At 73.5% G+C, this 17,476-nt stretch carries 14 protein-coding genes; 3 read left to right on the top strand and 11 right to left on the bottom strand.

The features are described 5' to 3' along the window. Window positions 1-2: 2 nt before the first annotated feature. The 3 genes from ACIRG9_RS22215 to prmC are packed head-to-tail and all read right to left on the bottom strand — an operon-like array spanning window position 3 to window position 2,203. A complete protein-coding gene (locus tag ACIRG9_RS22215) occupies window positions 3-614 on the bottom strand; it encodes a phosphotyrosine protein phosphatase (RefSeq protein ID WP_402858927.1) in 612 nt (203 codons plus the stop codon). Then, a complete protein-coding gene (locus tag ACIRG9_RS22210) occupies window positions 615-1,256 on the bottom strand; it encodes an L-threonylcarbamoyladenylate synthase (RefSeq protein WP_402858924.1) in 642 nt (213 codons plus the stop codon). It lies immediately after the preceding gene. Then, window positions 1,256-2,203, bottom strand: a complete 948-nt coding sequence (gene prmC / locus ACIRG9_RS22205; protein WP_402858921.1) for a peptide chain release factor N(5)-glutamine methyltransferase — start codon at window positions 2,201-2,203, stop codon at window positions 1,256-1,258. Before prmC ends, ACIRG9_RS22210 begins: the two co-directional genes overlap by 1 nt. Before the next feature lie 73 nt (window positions 2,204-2,276). On the opposite strand from prmC, the gene ACIRG9_RS22200 reads away from it, so the two are divergent. Then, window positions 2,277-3,830, top strand: coding sequence for a GGDEF domain-containing protein (locus ACIRG9_RS22200; protein ID WP_402858919.1), 1,554 nt, complete (start codon window positions 2,277-2,279; stop codon window positions 3,828-3,830). Between the two features lie 101 nt (window positions 3,831-3,931). On the opposite strand, the gene prfA is transcribed toward ACIRG9_RS22200, so the two are convergent. Further along, window positions 3,932-5,020: a peptide chain release factor 1 gene (prfA, locus tag ACIRG9_RS22195; protein ID WP_402858917.1), complete on the bottom strand. Its 1,089-nt coding sequence runs from the start codon at window positions 5,018-5,020 to the stop codon at window positions 3,932-3,934. 116 nt (window positions 5,021-5,136) lie between these two features. Next, complete coding sequence (gene rpmE / locus ACIRG9_RS22190) at window positions 5,137-5,361, bottom strand: 50S ribosomal protein L31 (RefSeq protein ID WP_387107386.1); 225 nt, start codon at window positions 5,359-5,361, stop codon at window positions 5,137-5,139. Between the two features lie 267 nt (window positions 5,362-5,628). Here rpmE and ACIRG9_RS22185 point away from each other — a divergent pair, with 267 nt between their 5' ends. Then, window positions 5,629-6,525 carry an AAA family ATPase gene (locus ACIRG9_RS22185; RefSeq protein WP_402858914.1) on the top strand — a complete coding sequence of 299 codons (897 nt, stop codon included), beginning with the start codon at window positions 5,629-5,631 and terminating at the stop codon, window positions 6,523-6,525. A gap of 82 nt (window positions 6,526-6,607) precedes the next feature. Here ACIRG9_RS22185 and rho read toward each other — a convergent pair whose 3' ends face one another. Together rho and thrB are read right to left on the bottom strand one after the other, a co-directional pair. Further along, entirely contained in the window at window positions 6,608-8,632 is a 2,025-nt protein-coding gene (rho, locus tag ACIRG9_RS22180; protein WP_402858911.1) for a transcription termination factor Rho, read from the bottom strand. Window positions 8,633-8,927: 295 nt separating this feature from the next. Beyond that, window positions 8,928-9,866, bottom strand: coding sequence for a homoserine kinase (gene thrB, locus ACIRG9_RS22175; RefSeq protein ID WP_402859448.1), 939 nt, complete (start codon window positions 9,864-9,866; stop codon window positions 8,928-8,930). A gap of 111 nt (window positions 9,867-9,977) precedes the next feature. Between thrB and ACIRG9_RS22170 the strand changes: the two genes are divergently transcribed. Next, complete coding sequence (locus ACIRG9_RS22170) at window positions 9,978-10,388, top strand: hypothetical protein (protein WP_402858908.1); 411 nt, start codon at window positions 9,978-9,980, stop codon at window positions 10,386-10,388. A 28-nt stretch (window positions 10,389-10,416) separates the two neighbouring features. Here the strand turns inward: ACIRG9_RS22170 and ACIRG9_RS22165 are convergent, their stop codons facing one another. The 4 genes from ACIRG9_RS22165 to thrC all read right to left on the bottom strand — a co-directional run bounded on the left by ACIRG9_RS22165 (window position 10,417) and on the right by thrC (window position 17,417). After that, window positions 10,417-11,661 (bottom strand): MFS transporter, encoded by a 1,245-nt coding sequence (locus ACIRG9_RS22165; protein WP_402858905.1) that lies wholly within the window; start codon window positions 11,659-11,661, stop codon window positions 10,417-10,419. A 21-nt stretch (window positions 11,662-11,682) separates the two neighbouring features. Beyond that, window positions 11,683-12,492 carry a polysaccharide deacetylase family protein gene (locus tag ACIRG9_RS22160; protein ID WP_402858902.1) on the bottom strand — a complete coding sequence of 270 codons (810 nt, stop codon included), beginning with the start codon at window positions 12,490-12,492 and terminating at the stop codon, window positions 11,683-11,685. A 399-nt stretch (window positions 12,493-12,891) separates the two neighbouring features. After that, a complete protein-coding gene (locus tag ACIRG9_RS22155) occupies window positions 12,892-16,152 on the bottom strand; it encodes an efflux RND transporter permease subunit (protein WP_402858899.1) in 3,261 nt (1,086 codons plus the stop codon). A 215-nt stretch (window positions 16,153-16,367) separates the two neighbouring features. Continuing rightward, window positions 16,368-17,417 (bottom strand): threonine synthase, encoded by a 1,050-nt coding sequence (gene thrC, locus ACIRG9_RS22150; protein WP_402858896.1) that lies wholly within the window; start codon window positions 17,415-17,417, stop codon window positions 16,368-16,370. Between the last annotated feature and the right edge of the window lie 59 nt (window positions 17,418-17,476).

The raw sequence follows: 17,476 nt of genomic DNA, 5'->3' as shown, positions 1-17,476 counted from the left end.
ACTCAGGACAGCAGCGCGGTGGCCAGCGGGTGCACGGTCTCCTCGATCTCGTCGGCCACCCGGGTGAAGCACTGGTCACCCCGGCCCCACGGATCGTCGAGATCGTCGGTGGGCAGTGCCGCGGCACCCTGCCGGGCCGCGTCCACCGCCGCCACCAGGGCCACGCCCCGGGCGTATACCCCGGCCGGGGTGACCTCGACCGGGGGCAGCCCCGACCGCTCCACCCCGCCCAGCAGCCGGCCGAACTCGCCGAGCACGAAGGTGCGGGCGGCGGCGTCCGGGCGCAGCGCCACCACGTACTCCTGCTGGTCGGCGGTGGCGGTGAGGACCAGGTCGGCGGCGTCGATCAGATCGGAGCGCAGCTTGCGGGCGGCGAAGCCCGCCACCTCACCGCCGCGCGAGGTCACCTGCCGGGCGGCCGGCGGGTTCATCTCCTCGCCGGCGTGCCAGCCGCCGGTGCCGGCGCTGTGGCTGTGCACCAGCTCGTCGGTGGCGGCCGGATCCACGTCGAGGCGGCGCAGCCGCTCCTGGACGGCGAGCACCAGCAGCCGCTCGGCCATCGGCGACCGGCAGATGTTGCCCATGCAGACGTGCAGGACGGTGAACGGCGGCACTCAGACCCCCTGCTCGTCGAGGATGTCCGGCGCCACGTCGCGCAGCTGCGCCAACGACACCGCGCCCTGGCGCAGCAGCCGGGGCACATCGCCGGTGAGGTCGACGACGGTGCTGGGCACCGGATCGACGGCCGGACCGGCCTCCAGGTAGGCGCGGACGCCGTAGCCGAGCTGGTCGCGGGCCTCCTCGGCGGTGAGCGCGGCCGGCTTCCCGAGCTTGTTGGCCGAGGCCACCGCCATCGGGCCGGTCTCCCGCAGCACCTCCAGCGCCACCGGGTGCAACGGCATCCGCACCGCCACCGTGCCGCTGGAGTCGCCCAGATCCCAGGCGAGGCTCGGCGAGTGCTCCACCACGATGGTCAGCGCGCCCGGCCAGAACGCCTCGACCAGGTCGCGGGCCGCGCGGGGCAGCGAGAAGACGAGGCCGTCGAGGGTGTGCCGGGACCCGATCAACACCGGGGGCGCCTGCCGGGAACCCTTGGCGTCCGCGAGGGCCTTCACCGCGTACGGGGTGAAGGCGTCGGCGCCGATGCCGTAGACCGTGTCGGTCGGCAGGACGACGAGCTCCCCGTTCTTGACCGCCTCCACGGCAGCGGCGATGCCGCGGTCCCGGTCGGCCGGCGACCGACAGTCGTAGAGCATCACGAGGAAGCAGTCTGCCACGCCGGGTCGGGCTCGTCGTGCCGGCCGTCCGACCGGCGGGACGCGGTGGCGAACCGGGCACGCCCGACCAGGTCGCGGTGCTCCTCGACCCGCTCGTACCGCCCGTCCCCGGCGAGCAGCGCGGGCACCGCCGTCCCGTGGGTGTCGTCGTGCTCGACGCCGAGCACACCGCCGGGCCGGAGCAGCTCGGCCGCCCGGGCGACCACCGGTCGGATCACGTCCAGCCCGTCCGTGCCGCCGAAGACCGCCTCGTCCGGGTCGTGGCCGGCCACCTCGGGCGGCACCACCACCGACCGCGGCACGTACGGCGGGTTGCAGAGCAGCACGTCGACCCGGCCGACCAACTCGGCGAGCAGCTCCGGATCAGTGACGTCGGCCGGCACCACCTCGACCGGGGTGTCTCCCGCGGCGGCCCGGTCCGCGGCGTTGCGCCGCAGCCAGGCCAGCGCCGCCGGGGAGCGTTCCACCGCCACCACCCGGGCCCCGGGCAGCTCCTGGGCCACCGCCAGGGCGATCGCGCCGGAGCCGGCGCACAGGTCCACCACCAGCGGGGACCCGCACCGCCGCCCCTGCTCGACGCCCCAGCCGGCGAGCAGCTCGGTCTCCGGACGGGGCACGAACACCCCCGGACCGACCGCCAGCTCCAGGTGCCGGAACCCGGCCGAGCCGGTGAGGTGCTGGAGGGGTTCCCGGGCCACCCGGCGAGCCACCAGCGCGTCGAGCCGGTCGCGCTGATCCGGGGTGAGGCCGTCGGCCAGCGCCAGCCGGCCGCGCGGCACGTCCAGCACGTACGCGGCGAGCTGCTCGGCCTCCGCGCGGGGCGCCTCGATCCCGGCCGCCGCGAGGACCCGGGCCGCCCGGGCGACCGCCAGGGAGGGGCGCTCGCGTTCTGTCCCTTTGGATGGGTGTTGCGGGAGGAAGGCCACGACATAATCATGAAGCGTCGCGGGCCGCCGTACGAGCGAGTGCGCCGCGACCCACATTGACAGGGAGGTCCGAGTGGGCTGGCTCGACCGGGTCGACGACCAGGTTGACGCCCTCCGACGCGCCCGGGCGTTGCAGGAGGTGAGCCGCTCCGCGGAGGCCTGCGCCCTGCTCGACCGTGTGATCCGGACCACCACCGACCCGTACGCCCGGGCCGACGCGCTGGTCCAACGCCTCTCCGCGTTGATCAACCTAGGTCGGACGGCCGAGTTCACCCGCGCCATCGAGGAGGCGTCCGCCGCCGTCCGGGACCTGGCCGAGCCATACCTGCACGGGCATCTCAACGCCCTGGCGGCGCTCGCCGCGCACCACCAGGGCGCGCTGGACCGCTGCGTCACCCACCTGGTCAAGGCGGCCCGGGCGCTGACCGCCGACGACGACCCGGACCGGGACACCGCCTGGGGCTGGCACGACCTGGCGATGGCCTACTCGTACCTGAGCTTCCACGGGCACGCGCTCGGCGCGATCGAGCGTGCCCGCCAGGTGGGGCTCACCGCCGGCATCCCCGAGGAGACGTTCGCCGCGCCCGGCATCCGGCTGCGCAACGCCGTCGCGCTCGACCACCACGGCGACAGCGACGGCTGCCTGCGGGTGCTGCGCGACGTGGCCGGCGACTTCAGCCGCTTCCTCCGCCAGGGGCGGGCCGGCAACATCCGGCCGAGCAGCCTGGCCGCGTACGGCTACGCCGCCGCCCGGCGGGCCGCGCTCGGCGACCGGGTGGAGTCCGGCGGCGACGAGGATCCCGCCCGGCTGCTCGGCCACGGCGGGGACAGCGCTCGCGCCCGCGACCTGCGCGAACTCGGCCAGGTCTGCCTGGCCGTCGCCGACGGCCGGCCGATCGAGGCGGTGGCCCGGCTGGACACCACCCGGGTGTCGGACGAGACGCTGGGCGCGGCCGAACCACCCCGGCTGCGCAGCATCGCGCTGGCCTGGGCCGGTGACCACGCCGGCGCGCACCGGGCCGACCGGCACGCGTTCCGGCTGGCGACGCAGCGCAGCGACCGGCTGCGGGACGTCTACATCGACGGCATCGCCGCCCGGATCGACCACGAGGAGATGCGCCGCGAGGCCGCCCGGTACGAGGGCGAGGCGCTCACCGACCCGCTGACCGGGCTGCCCAACCGGCGCCGGCTGGAGCGCTACATCGGGGCGGTGGTGGCCCGGGGCGAGCGGGTGGTGATCGGGGTCTGCGACCTGGACGGCTTCAAGGCGGTGAACACCCAGCACGGCCACCACTCCGGCGACCTGGTGCTGCAACGGATCGCCGGGGTGATCAACCGGGTGATGCGGCGGGGCGACTTCGTGGCCCGCTACGGCGGTGACGAGTTCGTGGTGGTGCTGCCCGGTACGGGGATGACCGAGGCGTCCGACGTGGCCCGGCGGATCCAGGCCGCCGTACGCACCGAGGACTGGGAGACGCTGGTCCCCGGCACCCCGGTCGGGGTGAGCATCGGCTTCGCCGAGGTCAGCGGCGCCTCCGGGGTGAGCGTCCGGGAGGCGCTGGGCACCGCGTTCGAGCTCGCCGACCGGGAGATGCTGCGCGCCAAGGACCGCCTCCGCGCCTCCTGACCATCCCGCGCGCCCCACCCTGTGGGCCCTTTTTCACGGAAAGAGTGGCCATTCGGCGCGGAATGGCCACTCTTTCCGTGAAACTGCGCGTGAGGCGGGGGTCAGCGGCGGGAGAGTTCCGTTTCGCCGGCTAGGCGGGCGGCCCGGTCGGCCTCGGCCAGGGCGGCCAGCACGCCGTCCAGCTCGCCGGCCAGAGCCAGGTCCAGGTTGTACGCCGTGTAGCCGATCCGGTGGTCGGTGATCCGGTTCTGCGGGAAGTTGTACGTGCGGATCCGCTCCGACCGGTCCACGGTGCGCACCTGCGCCTTGCGGGCGTCCGAGGCGGCCGCGTCGGCCTGCTCCTGCGCCGCGGCGAGCAGCCGGGCGCGCAGGATCCGCATGGCCTGCTCCCGGTTCTGGAGCTGCGACTTCTCGTTCTGGCAGGAAACCACGATGCCGGTGGGCACGTGGGTGATCCGGACCGCCGAGTCGGTCGTGTTGACCGACTGCCCGCCGGGCCCGGACGAGCGGAACACGTCGATCCGCAGGTCGTTCGGGTCGATGGTGACGTCGACGTCCTCGGCCTCCGGCAGCACCAGCACGCCGGCCGCGCTGGTGTGGATCCGGCCCTGGGACTCGGTGACCGGGACGCGCTGCACCCGGTGCACGCCGCCCTCCCACTTGAGCCGGGACCAGACCCCGTTGCCACCCTCCGGCACACCCTTGGTCTTGATCGCCAGGGAGACGTCCTTGACCCCGCCGAGGTCGGACTCCTGCGAGTCGATCACCTCGGTGATCCAGCCGTGCCGCTCGGCGTACCGGGTGTACATCCGGAGCAGGTCAGCGGCGAAGAGCGCCGACTCCTCGCCGCCCTCGCCCGCCTTGATCTCGACGATGACGTCCTTGGCGTCGTGCGGGTCGCGCGGGATCAGCAGCTCCGCGAGTCGCTCCTCCAACGCCGGCAGGGACGCGGCGATCGCCTCCGCCTCGGCGGCGAAGGCCGAATCCTCGGCGGCCAGCTCGCGGGCGGCGGTCAGGTCGGCCCGGGCCTGCTCCAGCTCACCGGCGGCCTTGTGCAGCGGGACCAGCTCCGCGTAGCGCCGGCCGACCCGGCGCGCGGTGCCCTGGTCGGCGTGGATGGCCGGGTCGGCCAGCCGCTTCTCCAACTCGGCGTACTCGTCGAGGAGGGCGGCCAGGCGCTCACTGCTCATGCTGCTGATGCTCCTTCGGCGACGACGGGGACCGGACGGCAGGCGGAATCAACTGGGCGGAAACGGACGAACGCCCGCGCCCGGCGCGAAGCCGGACACGGGCGTCGTCGGAGCAGCTACTTGGCCTTCTTGGCCTGGACCTTGGCGTACTTCTGCTGGAACTTCGCGACCCGACCGGCGGTGTCGAGGACGCGCTGCTTGCCGGTGTAGAACGGGTGGCAGGCGCTGCAGGTCTCGACGCTGATCTGACCGCCCTTGGCGGTGCTGCGGGTCGTGAAGGTGTTACCGCAGGAGCAGCGGACCTCGGTGGTCGCGTACTCCGGGTGGATGTTGGGCTTCATGTCGCCTCGGTCCTTTCGTCGGTGGTCGCCGGGTCGCCGTCGGGTGGCCCCGTCGTTGCGACGGGCTCGGGCGTGAACCGGAACCGGTGGCCGATTGACCAGTGTGCCATGGGCGTACGCCGACCCGGCGAGCGGGCCGCACAGCGGGTCCGGCAGGCGTAACGCTCGCCTCCTGGTACGCATTCCCACCGGGTGTGCGGGCATTCCACCGGGGCGTACAGTGCGCCCCGGCGGGGACCGGGACCGGACGGACCGGGGGTGAGCGGGATGTTCCGCCTGATCGCGACCCGTGGGCTGCCCGCCTCCGGCAAGACCACGTTCGCCCGCCGCCTCCAGCCCGGTGTGGTCCGGATCAACCGGGACGACCTGCGCCGGATGATGCACGGTGAGCGGCTCTTCACCCAGTGGGCCGAGGGGCAGGTGACCCGGGCCCAGCGGGCGCAGGTGGAGGCGCTGCTGGCGGCCCGGGTGAGCGTCTGCGTGGACGACACCAACCTGCGCTCCCGCACCCTGCGCGACTGGGCGGAACTGGCCGAGCGGTTCGGCGCCGCGTTCGAGGTGCACGACTTCACCGACGTGCCGCTGGAGGAGTGCCTGCGGCGGGACGCCGCACGGCCGGAGGTGGACCGGGTCGGCGAGGCCGCGATCCGCCGGCTGCACGAGCGTTACCTGGCCAACCGCCCGCTGCCGCTGCCGACCCCGACCGTACGCACCGGCGGCCCGGCCCGGGTCCACCAGGCGCGGGCCGAGCGGCCGGACATCGTGCTGGTCGACATCGACGGGACGATCGCGCTGAACGTGTCACGCAGCCCGTACGACATGACCCGGGTCGCGGAGGACGCGCCGAACGAGGCGGTGATCGCGGCGGTCCGGGCGATGCACGCGACCGGACACGGGGTGGTCTTCTGCTCGGGGCGGGACGCCTCGGCCCGGGCCGACACGGTGGCCTGGCTGGCCCGGTACGTGAAGGTGCCGTACCTGGCGCTGCACCTGCGGGCGGCCGGCGACCACCGCAAGGACGTCGTGGTCAAGCAGGAGATCTACGAACGGGAGATCCGGGACCGGTACCGGGTGGTCGGCGTCTTCGACGACCGGCAGCAGGTGGTCCGCATGTGGCGCTCGCTCGGCCTGACCGTCTTCCAGGTCGCCGACGGCGACTTCTGAGGCGGGTGCCGAAGGGCCCTGGGAAACGGCGAGGGGCACGACCCGCAGGCCGTGCCCCTCGCCGGTGTCGCTTCCTACCGGGTCACTCGCCCGGTGTGGACTTCGCGATCTGCATCAGGAACTCGATGTTCGTGCGGGACTGCTTGAGCCGGTCCAGCAGGAGGTCGAGCGCCGCCTGCGAGTCCAGCGAGTGCAGCACCTTCCGGAGCTTGTGGATGATGGCCAGCTCCTCCGGCGCGAGCAGGACCTCCTCCTTGCGCGTACCGGAGGGGTTGATGTCGATCGCCGGGAAGACCCGCTTGTCGGCGATCTTCCGGTCCAGCTTCAGCTCGGCGTTACCGGTGCCCTTGAACTCCTCGAAGATGACCGTGTCCGCCATGGAGCCGGTCTCCACCAGCGCGGTGGCGAGGATGGTCAGGGAGCCGCCGTTCTCGATGTTCCGCGCCGCGCCCAGGAAGCGCTTCGGCGGGTAGAGCGCGGTGGAGTCGATACCACCCGACATGATCCGGCCGCTGGCCGGCGCCGCCAGGTTGTACGACCGACCGAGCCGGGTCACCGAGTCGAGCAGCACGACCACGTCGTGCCCCAGCTCGACCAGCCGCTTCGCCCGCTCGATCGCCAGCTCCGCCACCGTGGTGTGGTCCTGCGGCGGACGGTCGAACGTGGCCGCGATGACCTCGCCCTTCACCGACCGCTGCATGTCGGTGACCTCTTCCGGCCGCTCGTCGACCAGCACCACCATCAGGTGGCACTCCGGGTTGTTACGGGTGATCGCGTTCGCGATCGCCTGCAGCACCATCGTCTTACCCGCCTTCGGCGGCGAGACGATCAGCGCCCGCTGGCCCTTGCCGATCGGCATGACCAGGTCGATCACCCGGGTGGTCAGGATCTGCGGCTCGGTCTCCAGCCGCAGCCGCTCCTGCGGGTACAGCGGGGTGAGCTTGTAGAACTCCGGCCGGCGCCGCGCCTCCTCCGGCTCCATCCCGTTGATGGTGTCCAGCCGGACCAGCGGGTTGTACTTGTCGCGCCGCTGCTCGCCCTCGCGGGCGGCCCGCACGGCACCGGTGATCGCGTCACCGCGGCGCAGGCCGTACTTCTTGATCTGGGACATCGACACGTACACGTCGTTCGGGCCGGCCAGGTAGCCGGTGGTCCGGACGAAGGCGTAGTTGTCGAGCACGTCGATGATGCCGGCGACCGGGACGAGCACGTCGTCCTCGCCGACCTGCGGCTCGCGGCCGCCCTCGCCGCCCTCGGCCCGCTCGCCGCGGCCCCGTCGACGGTCCCGGAACCGGCTGCGCCGGCCGCGCCGGCCGCCGCCCTCGCCGTCGTCGTCCCCGTCGTGGTCACGCTCGGCACGCTGGCCGCGGTCGTTGCGGTCAGCCCGCTCGCCGCGGTCGGCCCGCTCGCCACGCTCGGCCCGGTCGCCGTTACGCTCGCCGCGCTCGGCCCGCTCGGCCCGCTCGCCCCGCTCGCCCCGCTCGCCCCGCTCGGCCCGCTCGCCACGCTCGGCCCGCTCACCGCGCTCGTTGCGTTCGGCCCGCTCGCCACGCTCGGCCCGCTCGTTGCGCTCGGCCCGCTCACCGCGCTCGGCCCGCTCCCGGGTCCGGCTTTCGCCGCGTTCACCGCGCTCAGCCCGCTCGCCGGTCTCGGTGGCAGCCTCCTCGGTGCGCGTCTCGGCCGGCCGAGCCTCGGTCGCCGCGGCCGCCGCGGCGGTCCGGCCACGCCGGCTACGGGTACGCCCCTCGGTCGGCTCGGCGGCCGGTGCCTGCTCGGCAGGGCGGCGCTCGGCCTCGGCCCGCTCCTCGCGTACCTCGGCGTGGACTTCGTCCCGGGCGGTCGCGGCAGCTGCCGCGACCTCGGCGCGTGGTCGAGGGGTCCCGGCGGCGGCGCCGCCCTGCCGCTCGGAGATCGCGCTGATCAGCTCGCCCTTACGCATGCGAGCCGTGCCCGAGATGCCGAGCGACGCGGCCAGGCTCTGAAGCTCCGGCAGCAGCATCGCCGACAGGCCGGTGCCGCTGCGCCGGCGACGCGCGGGGGCGGCGGCGGTGGTGGCATCGCCAGCGACGTTGGAAACATCCGACGTCACGTCGGTGGTGTCGCTCAATGGATTCCTTCCCTCGATAGGCCGGGACTGCCCGGAGTCGAAACCAGGTGGCCGGGCGGCCTCGGTGCACCCGCCTCGCATGGACGCGTCGCGGGAGTCTGTAACACAGCAGCCGGTCGGTTTCCCGACTCACCAGCCTCGGTGAGCAGGTCTCGCCGTCTGCGGCGACCTGTGGAAACTGCGGTGCGGCGTGGGCCTTTGGCAGGGGTGACGGGCTACCGCCGAGAGCTTCGGGGGTGCGCCGCCCCGCAGGAAGATCGCATGCTTTCGCGGCTGTGCTGAGTCTAGAGCGTAATCAACTCTTCCGACCTGCGGCAACAGGGTCCCGCTCGGCGTGTCCAACTCTACCCCGGGCGACCCGGGCACCGCTGACATCTATCGGCAACTCCCAGCGCTGCCAATCTGTTCCCGCAGTAAATCCCGCGGAAACCTCGGTCAACGCCAGCACGGTCGGGCCCGCCCCACTGACCACGGCCGCCACACCAGCCTCACGAAGCACAGCGACCAGGGCGGCCGTCGCCGGCATCCCCTCGGCCCGGTAGTCCTGGTGCAGCCGATCGACGGTGGCGGGCAGCAGCAGCGCCGGATCGACGGTCAGCGCGTGCACCAGCAGCGCCGCCCGGCCGGCGGTCAGCGCCGCGTCGGCGTGCGGCACGGTGGCGGGCAGCGCGGCCCGGGCGGTGGCGGTCAGGCCCCGCTCGCCGGGCACGAAGACGGTGGGGCGCACGCCCTCCGCGACGGCCAGGGAGACCGCCCGCGCCCCGACGGGCTCCGTCCAGGCAACCGTGAACCCGCCGAGCAGGCAGGGCGCGACATTGTCCGGGTGGCCCTCGATCTCGGCGGCCAGCCGGAGCGCGGCGTCGTCGTCCAGCCGCGCCGCACCGTCGTCGACCAACGCACGGGCCAGCAGCACCCCGGCGACGATCGCCGCCGAGGACGAGCCGAGACCCCGGGCCTGCGGAATCCGGTTCACGCACTCCACCGCCAACCCGGGCGGCTGCGCGCCGAGCACGTCGAAGGCGGCGCGCATGGACGTCACCACCAGGTGCCGGTCGTCCTCCGGCAGCTCACCGGCGCCCTCTCCGGTCACCGTCACCCGGACGCCTCCGGTGCTCACCTCGGCCACCACGTCGTCGTACAGCCCCAGGGCCAACCCGAGCGCGTCGAAACCCGGACCCAGGTTCGCGCTGGTCGCTGGCACCCGGACCCGGACGGGGCCAGAGGCGAGAATCATCGGCACCGGCTCATGCTAGGGCCCGGGTCCGACCGCGCGTCGATTCGCCCGGAGCGTGGGAAGTGATCATCTCTGTTAGCCTGCCCACGATCAACGGCATCCGGAGGCAACATGGACACTCTATCCGCCATCCTGTCCGTCGCCGTGAAACTGCCCAGCATCGTGGTGCTGGTGATCGGTCTGGTGTTGGCCGTGGCACGCCGCGATCGGCTGCCCCGACCGGCCCGGGCCCTCCTGCCCGCCGGCGTCGTCGTGCTGCTGGTGGTCGCGCTGGCGGCCCTGAGCTGGAGTCTCATCCTCACCAACCTGGCGGCCGACTGGATCCGCGACGGTGGCTACCAGCGGCTCAGCATGCTCGGCCTGATCTTCGACGGGTTGGTCTCGCTCGGAAACCCGATCGGGTTCGGTCTGCTGATCGGCGCGGTCCTCGCCGGGCGGCGGCCCGCCGAGCCGCCGGTCGCCCCGGCGTCCACCGCCGCCGCACCGGGCTGGGGCGGCACCACGCCGGGCGCCGGCCGGTAACGACACCGGCCGCGACCGACCCACGGCGTCAGGAGGCCCGGCTGGGCTCCGGCTCCGCAGCCGGCTCGGCGAGCGAGAGACGCCGGGTGGCGAGCCGCCAGCCCACCGCGTAGACCACGGTGACCAGGCCGCAGCCGGCCAGCACGGTCCGCTCGCTCACCTGGTCCACCACCAGCGCCACCACCAGCTGGCTGACCGAGATGGCCAGTGTCGCCAACATCATGTCGGTGGCGAACACCCGGCCCCGCAGCCGGTCCGGCACCTCGCCCTGCAGGGCGTAGTTGGACAGCACCCAGTTGCTGCCGCCGCCGAGGTGGGCCAGCAGGACCAGCACCAGCACCAGCGGGAACCAGCCGACCACCGACGCCCCGACGTAGGCCAGGCCGTAGAGGGACATGGACACGGCCAGGGCGGTGAGCAGCCAGGCCCGGTTGGTGAGCACCCGTCGCATCAGAATCGGCCCGACCAGGGCACCCGCGCCCCGGAAGGCGAAGAGCAGGCCGGTGCCGACCGTGCCGACCCCGTACACCGCGGCGAGCAGCGGGAAGACGGTGAGCACGCCGTTGCCGAGGCCGACCGCCGACTTCACGGTGACCAGCGCCAGCACCCGCGGCCGGTGCGCGATGTAGCGCAGCGCCTCGTGGATCGCCGGCCAGGTGCGCGGATGCGGCAGCGCGGGGTCGCGGGGCGCCTGCAGCGGCCGGCGGATCCGGGTGGCCAGGCCCGCGGCCACGACCAGGCCGCCCGCCGCCACCCAGAAGCTGACGTACGGGCCGGCGGCGGCGCTGAGCAGGCCGCCGAGCGACGCGCCGACCACGGTCATCGTGCCCCAGGCCGAGCCGGCGACGGCGTTCCCCGCGGCCAGGTCAGCGGGATCGAGCACGTTGGGCAGGGCGGCCTGGGCCGCCGGCGAGTAGAACGCCTTCGCCACCGCCACCGCCGCGATAGCGACCAGGGCCAACCACGCCGTTCCCGCGCCGCGCACCCCGAGCAGCAGCAGGATGCCGGCCAGCGCGGCCAGATTCGCCCCGATCATGATCTTCTGTCGGTCGAACCGGTCCGCGACGGTCCCGGTGTACGGCAGCAGCAGCGCGGTCGTGCCGGTGTCCACGGCGAGGACCAGCGCGCCCCACACCCCGCTGCCGGTCAACTCCGGCAGCAGCACCAACAGCGGCACCATGACGAACCAGTCGGCGCCGAACACCACCAGTTCGGCGAGGAAGAGATTGCGGAAGTCGCGGTTGCGGACGACGACCGAGACAATGGGCGACACGCGGGAACCCTATCGGGCGGGTCACTCGACGGCAGCGCGGCGGAGCAGTTCGGAGACGGTCACGAAGGTGTAGCCGCGGGCCCGCAGCCCAGTGATCATGTCCGGCAGGCCGCGGAGCGCGACCAGTCGCTGCTTGGTGCCGACGTCGTGGCCGAGCAGGACGGTGCCGGGCTGCACGTCGGCCACGATCCGCCGGGCATGGCCGGCCGGATCGTTCGGGAACTGGCCCTCGACCATCTGCAACGTCCAGAGCACCAGCCGGTAGTCCAGCTGCGCCGCGGCGTGCAGCACCGCACCACCCAGATGCCCCCACGGCGGGCGGAGCAGGCGGGGCGCCACCCCGGTGGCCCTGGTGATCGCGTCGTGGCTGCGCCGCAGGTCGTCGTACGCGGTGTGGGCGTCCATCCGGGCCAGGTCGTGGTGCGCCCAGCTGTGGTTGCCCACCTCGTGCCGACCCATCCGGCCGCGGACGAGCGGGGCGTTGTCCCGGGCCCGGATGCCGACCATGAAGAAGGTGGCTGGTACGTCGTAGCGCTCCAGGGTGTCCAGCACCATCGGGGTCCACTGTGGCAGCGGACCGTCGTCGAAAGTGAGCGCGAGCAGCCGTTCGCTGGTGTGTACGCCCCAGACGGCCTCGACCGTGCCGGCACCCACCTCCTGGTAGTGGCTGCCCAGCGTCGCGCTGGCCGGCCCGCCGGCGATGGGGAGCCGGCGGTCGGCGATCCAGGTGGTCTGCACGGCGCCGACGGCGCCCAGCGCGACGCCCCCGGCCAGCAGGGCGGTCCGGCGCAGCACCGCCCGCCGGCTCCACCGCCCCATGCCGTCCGCCATGGCCCCGCTCCCACGCCGCCCGGCCGCCCCGCGGACGGGACGCCCCGACACCCGTATCAGGTGCCGACCCGCTCACGGTACCGCTCCGGGACCACGCGGACGGTCCCCTCGCACCGCGGCCACCCGGCTCCCGCCGCCGGTGCCCCTCCCCGCCGACAGTCCCCCTCTCCCGGCCGGCCGCACAGCGCCCCGCCACACCAGGAACCCTCCGCGCCGGCCGACGGCCGCGCATCCGGCTGGGGACAGCCCGAAGCCCGCGGTCGCTGGTGCGCAGCGGGAAGGCACGCCACAGGGGGCCGAATCAACGGAAAGAGTGGCCCCCGGACGGGTGGCCACTCTTTCCGTGCGGCTGCGACCGGACACCGGGCGACGCTGGCGGGTGCCGCCCGGTGAGCCGGGTCAGTCGGTGGGCGGCAGCGGGGACTGGCGGCTCTTCGGCAGGCGCAGCACCTCGAACTGGTCCGTACCGTCGATGAGCGCCCGCGACGGGGTCGGCCGGACCGGCACGTCAGCGGACGCGCCGCCCTCCGCCGGGGAGCCGCCGCCGACGGTCACCGGGACCAGGGCGGGCGCCGGCGGTGCCACCGGTGCCGGCGTGTTCCAGCGGTGAGCCCGGCGCTCACGCAGCGCCTCCTTGGTGCGCTCCACCATCGTGTAGAGGGTCGGCACCAGGATCAGCGTCAGCAGCGTCGAGCTGATCAGGCCGCCGATCACCACGATCGCCAGGGGCTGCGAGATGAAGCCGCCCTCGCCGGTGAGCCCGAACGCCATCGGCAGCAGGGCGAACACGGTGGCGACCGCGGTCATCAGGATCGGCCGCAGCCTCCGCCGGCCACCCTCGACCACCGCGTCGGTGACGCCCATCCCCTGCGCCCGGTACTGGTTGATCAGGTCGAGCAGCACGATCGCGTTCGTCACCACGATGCCGACCAGCATGAGCACGCCGATCAACGCGGGCACGCCCAACGGCGTCCCGGTGGCCAGCAGCAGCACGATCGCACCGGTGGCCGCGAACGGGACCGAGACCAGCAGGATCAGCGCCTGGGTCAGGCTGCGGAACGTGCCGACCATGATCAGGAAGACGATCGCGATCGCGGCCAGCACGGCCAGCCCTAGGTCGGCGAAGGCGTCCTGCTGGTCGGCGCTCACGCCGCCGATGGCGAACGTCGCACCCGGTACGTCCAGCGCGTCCAGCCGCTTCTGCAGATCCTGGGTGGTGGTGCCGAGGTCGGAGCCGGTGACCGTACCGGTGACCGAGACGCTGCGCTCGCCGTCGATCCGGGTCACCTGCTGCGGGCCCTCGACCTGGTTGACGTCGGCGATGTCGTCCAGCTTGACCCGGCCCACCGGCATCGCCCGCAGCTCGGCCACGCTCAGCGGGGGCCGGGCCCCGGTGCTGAGCACCACGTTCTGCGGCGTGCCGCCCAGCGTGACCTGCCCCAGCGGGGCACCCCGGTACGCCTGCGCGACGAGCTGCCCGACGGCGGCCTCGGTGAGCCCGGCCCGGGCCGCGGCGACCCGGTCGACTGTCACCTCGACCCGGGGCACCCGGGTGGCGAGGCTGGTGGCGACGTCCTCCACGCCCGGCGTGTCGGCCACCGCGCCCCGGACGGCCTCGGCGGCCCGGGTCAGCGTGTCCTGGTCGGCGGCCTGCACGACCACCTCGAGTTGGTTGGCGGAGCCGCCGCTCTGCCCGGCGCCGAAACTCAGCTCGCCCACCTCGGAGCCCAGGGCGTCGAACTCCGTACGCAGGCTCCGCCGGACGGTCGCGGCGTCGGTGTCCTTGCTGAGCGCGACCGAGAAGGAGGCGGTGTTGCCGGCACGAGCGCCCGCCCACGGCGTGTTGCCCCCGCCGGCCGTGACCTGGTACGTCTTCACCCCCGGGGTACGCCGGAGCACCTCCTCGACCCGGGCTGCGGCCTGGTCGGTGGCGGCCAGCCCGGTGCCCGCCGGCAACCCCTGGCGGATGCTCAGGGTGTCCTGGCCGGAGTCGTCCAGGAAGTTGGTCTCCAGCTTCTGCGCCAGGCCGAACGTGCCGACCAGCACCAACAGGCCCAGCCCCACGGTGGCCCACCGGGTGCCCCGGGACCGGGTGGCGAAGCCGATCGCCGGCAGGTACGCCCGCTGCAACCGGCTGCGCAGCTCCTTCTCCTCGGCGGCGCGCCGCACGCGGGCCTCGTCCCCGGTGCCGCCGCCCGTCTTCAGGAACCAGTACGCGAGCACCGGGATCACGGTCAGCGACACCAGCAGCGAGGCGAGCAGGGCCACCGTCACGGTGATCGCGAACGGCGCGAAGAGCTGCCCGACGAAGCCGCCCACCAGCGCGATCGGCGCGAACACGGCGACCGTGGTGAGCGTCGAGGCGGTAACCGCGCCGGCCACCTCGCGGACCGCGCCGAGGATGGCGGCGCGCTTCGGCTCGCCGTACTCCAGGTGCCGCTTGATGTTCTCCAGCACCACGATGGAGTCGTCGACGACCCGGCCGACGGCGATGGTCAGCGCGCCGAGGGTGAGCAGGTTGAGCGAGTGGCCCTCGGCCCAGAGCACGAGCAGCGCGACCAGCACCGAGAGCGGGATGGAGACCGCGGTGACCACGGTGGAGCGGACCGAGAGCAGGAAGACCAGGATCACCACGACCGCCATCAGCAGACCGAGCAGGCCCTCGGTGGTGAGGCTCTCGATGGACCGCTCGACGAACGGTGCCTGGTCGAAGACGACGGTCAGCTCGGCGCCGGAGGCGGCCTTCAGGTCGTCGAGGCGGTCCCGGAGGTCATGGGAGATGCGGACCGCGTTGCCGTCCGGGGCGGCGGTGACCGCGATGCCCAGGCTGGGCTTGCCGTTGGTGCGGGTGAACCCGGTGGCCGGGGCGAGTTGCTGCTCCACCTTGGCCACGTCGCCGAGGCGTACCGGGGCGGCGGGGGCGGTGGTGAGCACGATGCCGCGCAGCTCGTCCACGGTCCGGATCGGGGTGCCGACCTGCACCGGGAGCGACCGGGTGCCGTCGGCCACCGCGCCGGCCGGCAGCGCGACGCCGTTGGTCTTGAGCGCCTGGCCGATCGCCATGGGGGCCAGCCGGGCCGCGGCCAGCTTCGCCGGGTCGGGGGTGACCAACACGACCTGGTCGCGGGTGCCGGTCACGGCGACGGTGCGGACGCCGTCCAGGCCCTCGAGCTCCGGTACGACGGTTCGGCGCAGCTTCTCCGCCAGGGCCTGCTCGTCGTCGCCGCCGGTCGCGGCGACCACCACCACGGGCAGGTCGTCGGTGCTGCCGGCGATGACCTGCGGGTCCACCCCCTCGGGGAGCTGCCCGTCGATGCGGTTGAGCGCGGTCTGCATCTTGTTGACCACGTCGTCCAGGTTGGTGCCGAACGCGTACTGCACCTGGACGGTGGCGGCGCCCTCATGAGAGGTGGAGGTGACCTTCTCCAGCCCCGGGATGCCCTGGAGGCTGTTCTCGATCGGCTCGGTGACCTGGGACTCGACGATCTCCGGTGCGGCGCCCGGGTAGGCCGCCACGATGAACGCGGCGGGGAACTCCAGCGACGGCAGGAGCTGCTGCTTCAGCGACGGCACGGCGTACGCCCCGAACGCCGTGGTTACCAGCGCGATGAGGGCGACCAGCCCCCGGTTGGCAAGGCTGAATCTGGCGAGCAGCGACATCAGCGTGGCTCACTCCTGAAATGGGGTGGGTTTGATCCACAAAGTCTGCCTCACCCCCTCCCCCCGACTGCCACCACCCCACCCCCGCGCAACACATGGTTGATCAAGACGTTTCGGTCACGAATCGGCGCTACCGTGACGCAAACTTCTTGATCAACTCAGGCGACCAGGGGGTGACCGACGGGTGGCCGGGGGGGGTGGGGGTGGGTTGGGGGTTAGGCGAGGTTCAGGGAGCGGGCGGCGGCCAGGGGATCGTTGGAGATCGTGACCGGGACGGGGGCGGTGGAGATGGCCCACTCGGGGTCCTTGAGGCCGTGACCGGTGACCGTGCAGACCACGGTGGAGCCGGCCGGCACCTTCCCGGCGGCGGCCTGCTGGAGCAGACCGGCCACACTGGCCGCACTGCCCAGCTCGACGAACACGCCCACCTCGCGGGCCAGCAACCGGTACGCCGCCAGGATCTCCCGGTCGGTGACCGCCGAGATCAGGCCGCCGGAGGCGTCGCGGGCGTCGAGGGCCTTGGTCCAGCTCGCCGGGTTGCCGATCCGGATGGCGGTGGCGATGGTCGACGGCTCCGGCACCACCTGGCCGGTGACGATGGGCGCCGCGCCGGCCGCCTGGAAGCCGTACATCCGCGGGGCCTTCGTGGCGTTGCCGGCCGCCAGGTCCTCCGAATAGCCGAGCCAGTAGGCGGAGATGTTGCCGGCGTTGCCGACCGGCAGGCAGTGGATGTCGGGGGCGTCGCCGAGCGCCTCGACGATCTCGAAGGCCGCGGTCTTCTGGCCGTGCAGCCGGTCGATGTTGACCGAGTTGACCAGGGCGACCGGATAGTCCTGGGCGAGCTTGCCGGCCAGCCCCAGGCAGTCGTCGAAGTTGCCCTGCACCTGGAGCAGCTTGGCGCCGTGCACCAGCGCCTGGGCCAGCTTGCCCAGCGCGATCTTGCCCTGCGGCACCAGCACCGCGCAGGTGATCCCGGCGCGGGCCGCGTATGCCGCGGCGGAGGCACTGGTGTTGCCGGTGGAGGCGCAGATGATCGCCTTGTTGCCGGCCCCGACCGCGGTGGAGACGGCGACCGTCATGCCCCGGTCCTTGAACGAGCCGGTCGGGTTGGCCCCCTCCACCTTCAGCCAGACGTCGGCGCCGGTCTCGGCGGAGAGCACCGGCGCCGGCAGCAGCGGCGTGTTCCCCTCATGCAGGGTGATGACCGGGGTGGCGTCGGTGACCGGCAGCCGGTCCCGGTACGTCTCGATCAGACCCCGCCACATTTCGCTCTCCTCGGCTCGACCGGCCCCGGTGGTGTCGGGGCTCCTACCAGCGTGGACCA

The sequence above is a fragment of the Micromonospora sp. NPDC093277 genome, assembly GCF_044765245.1.
Classification (GTDB): Bacteria; Actinomycetota; Actinomycetes; order Mycobacteriales; family Micromonosporaceae; genus Micromonospora.
Note: the sequence above shows the minus strand (reverse complement) of the source record. Positions and strands in the feature narration are given on the sequence as shown.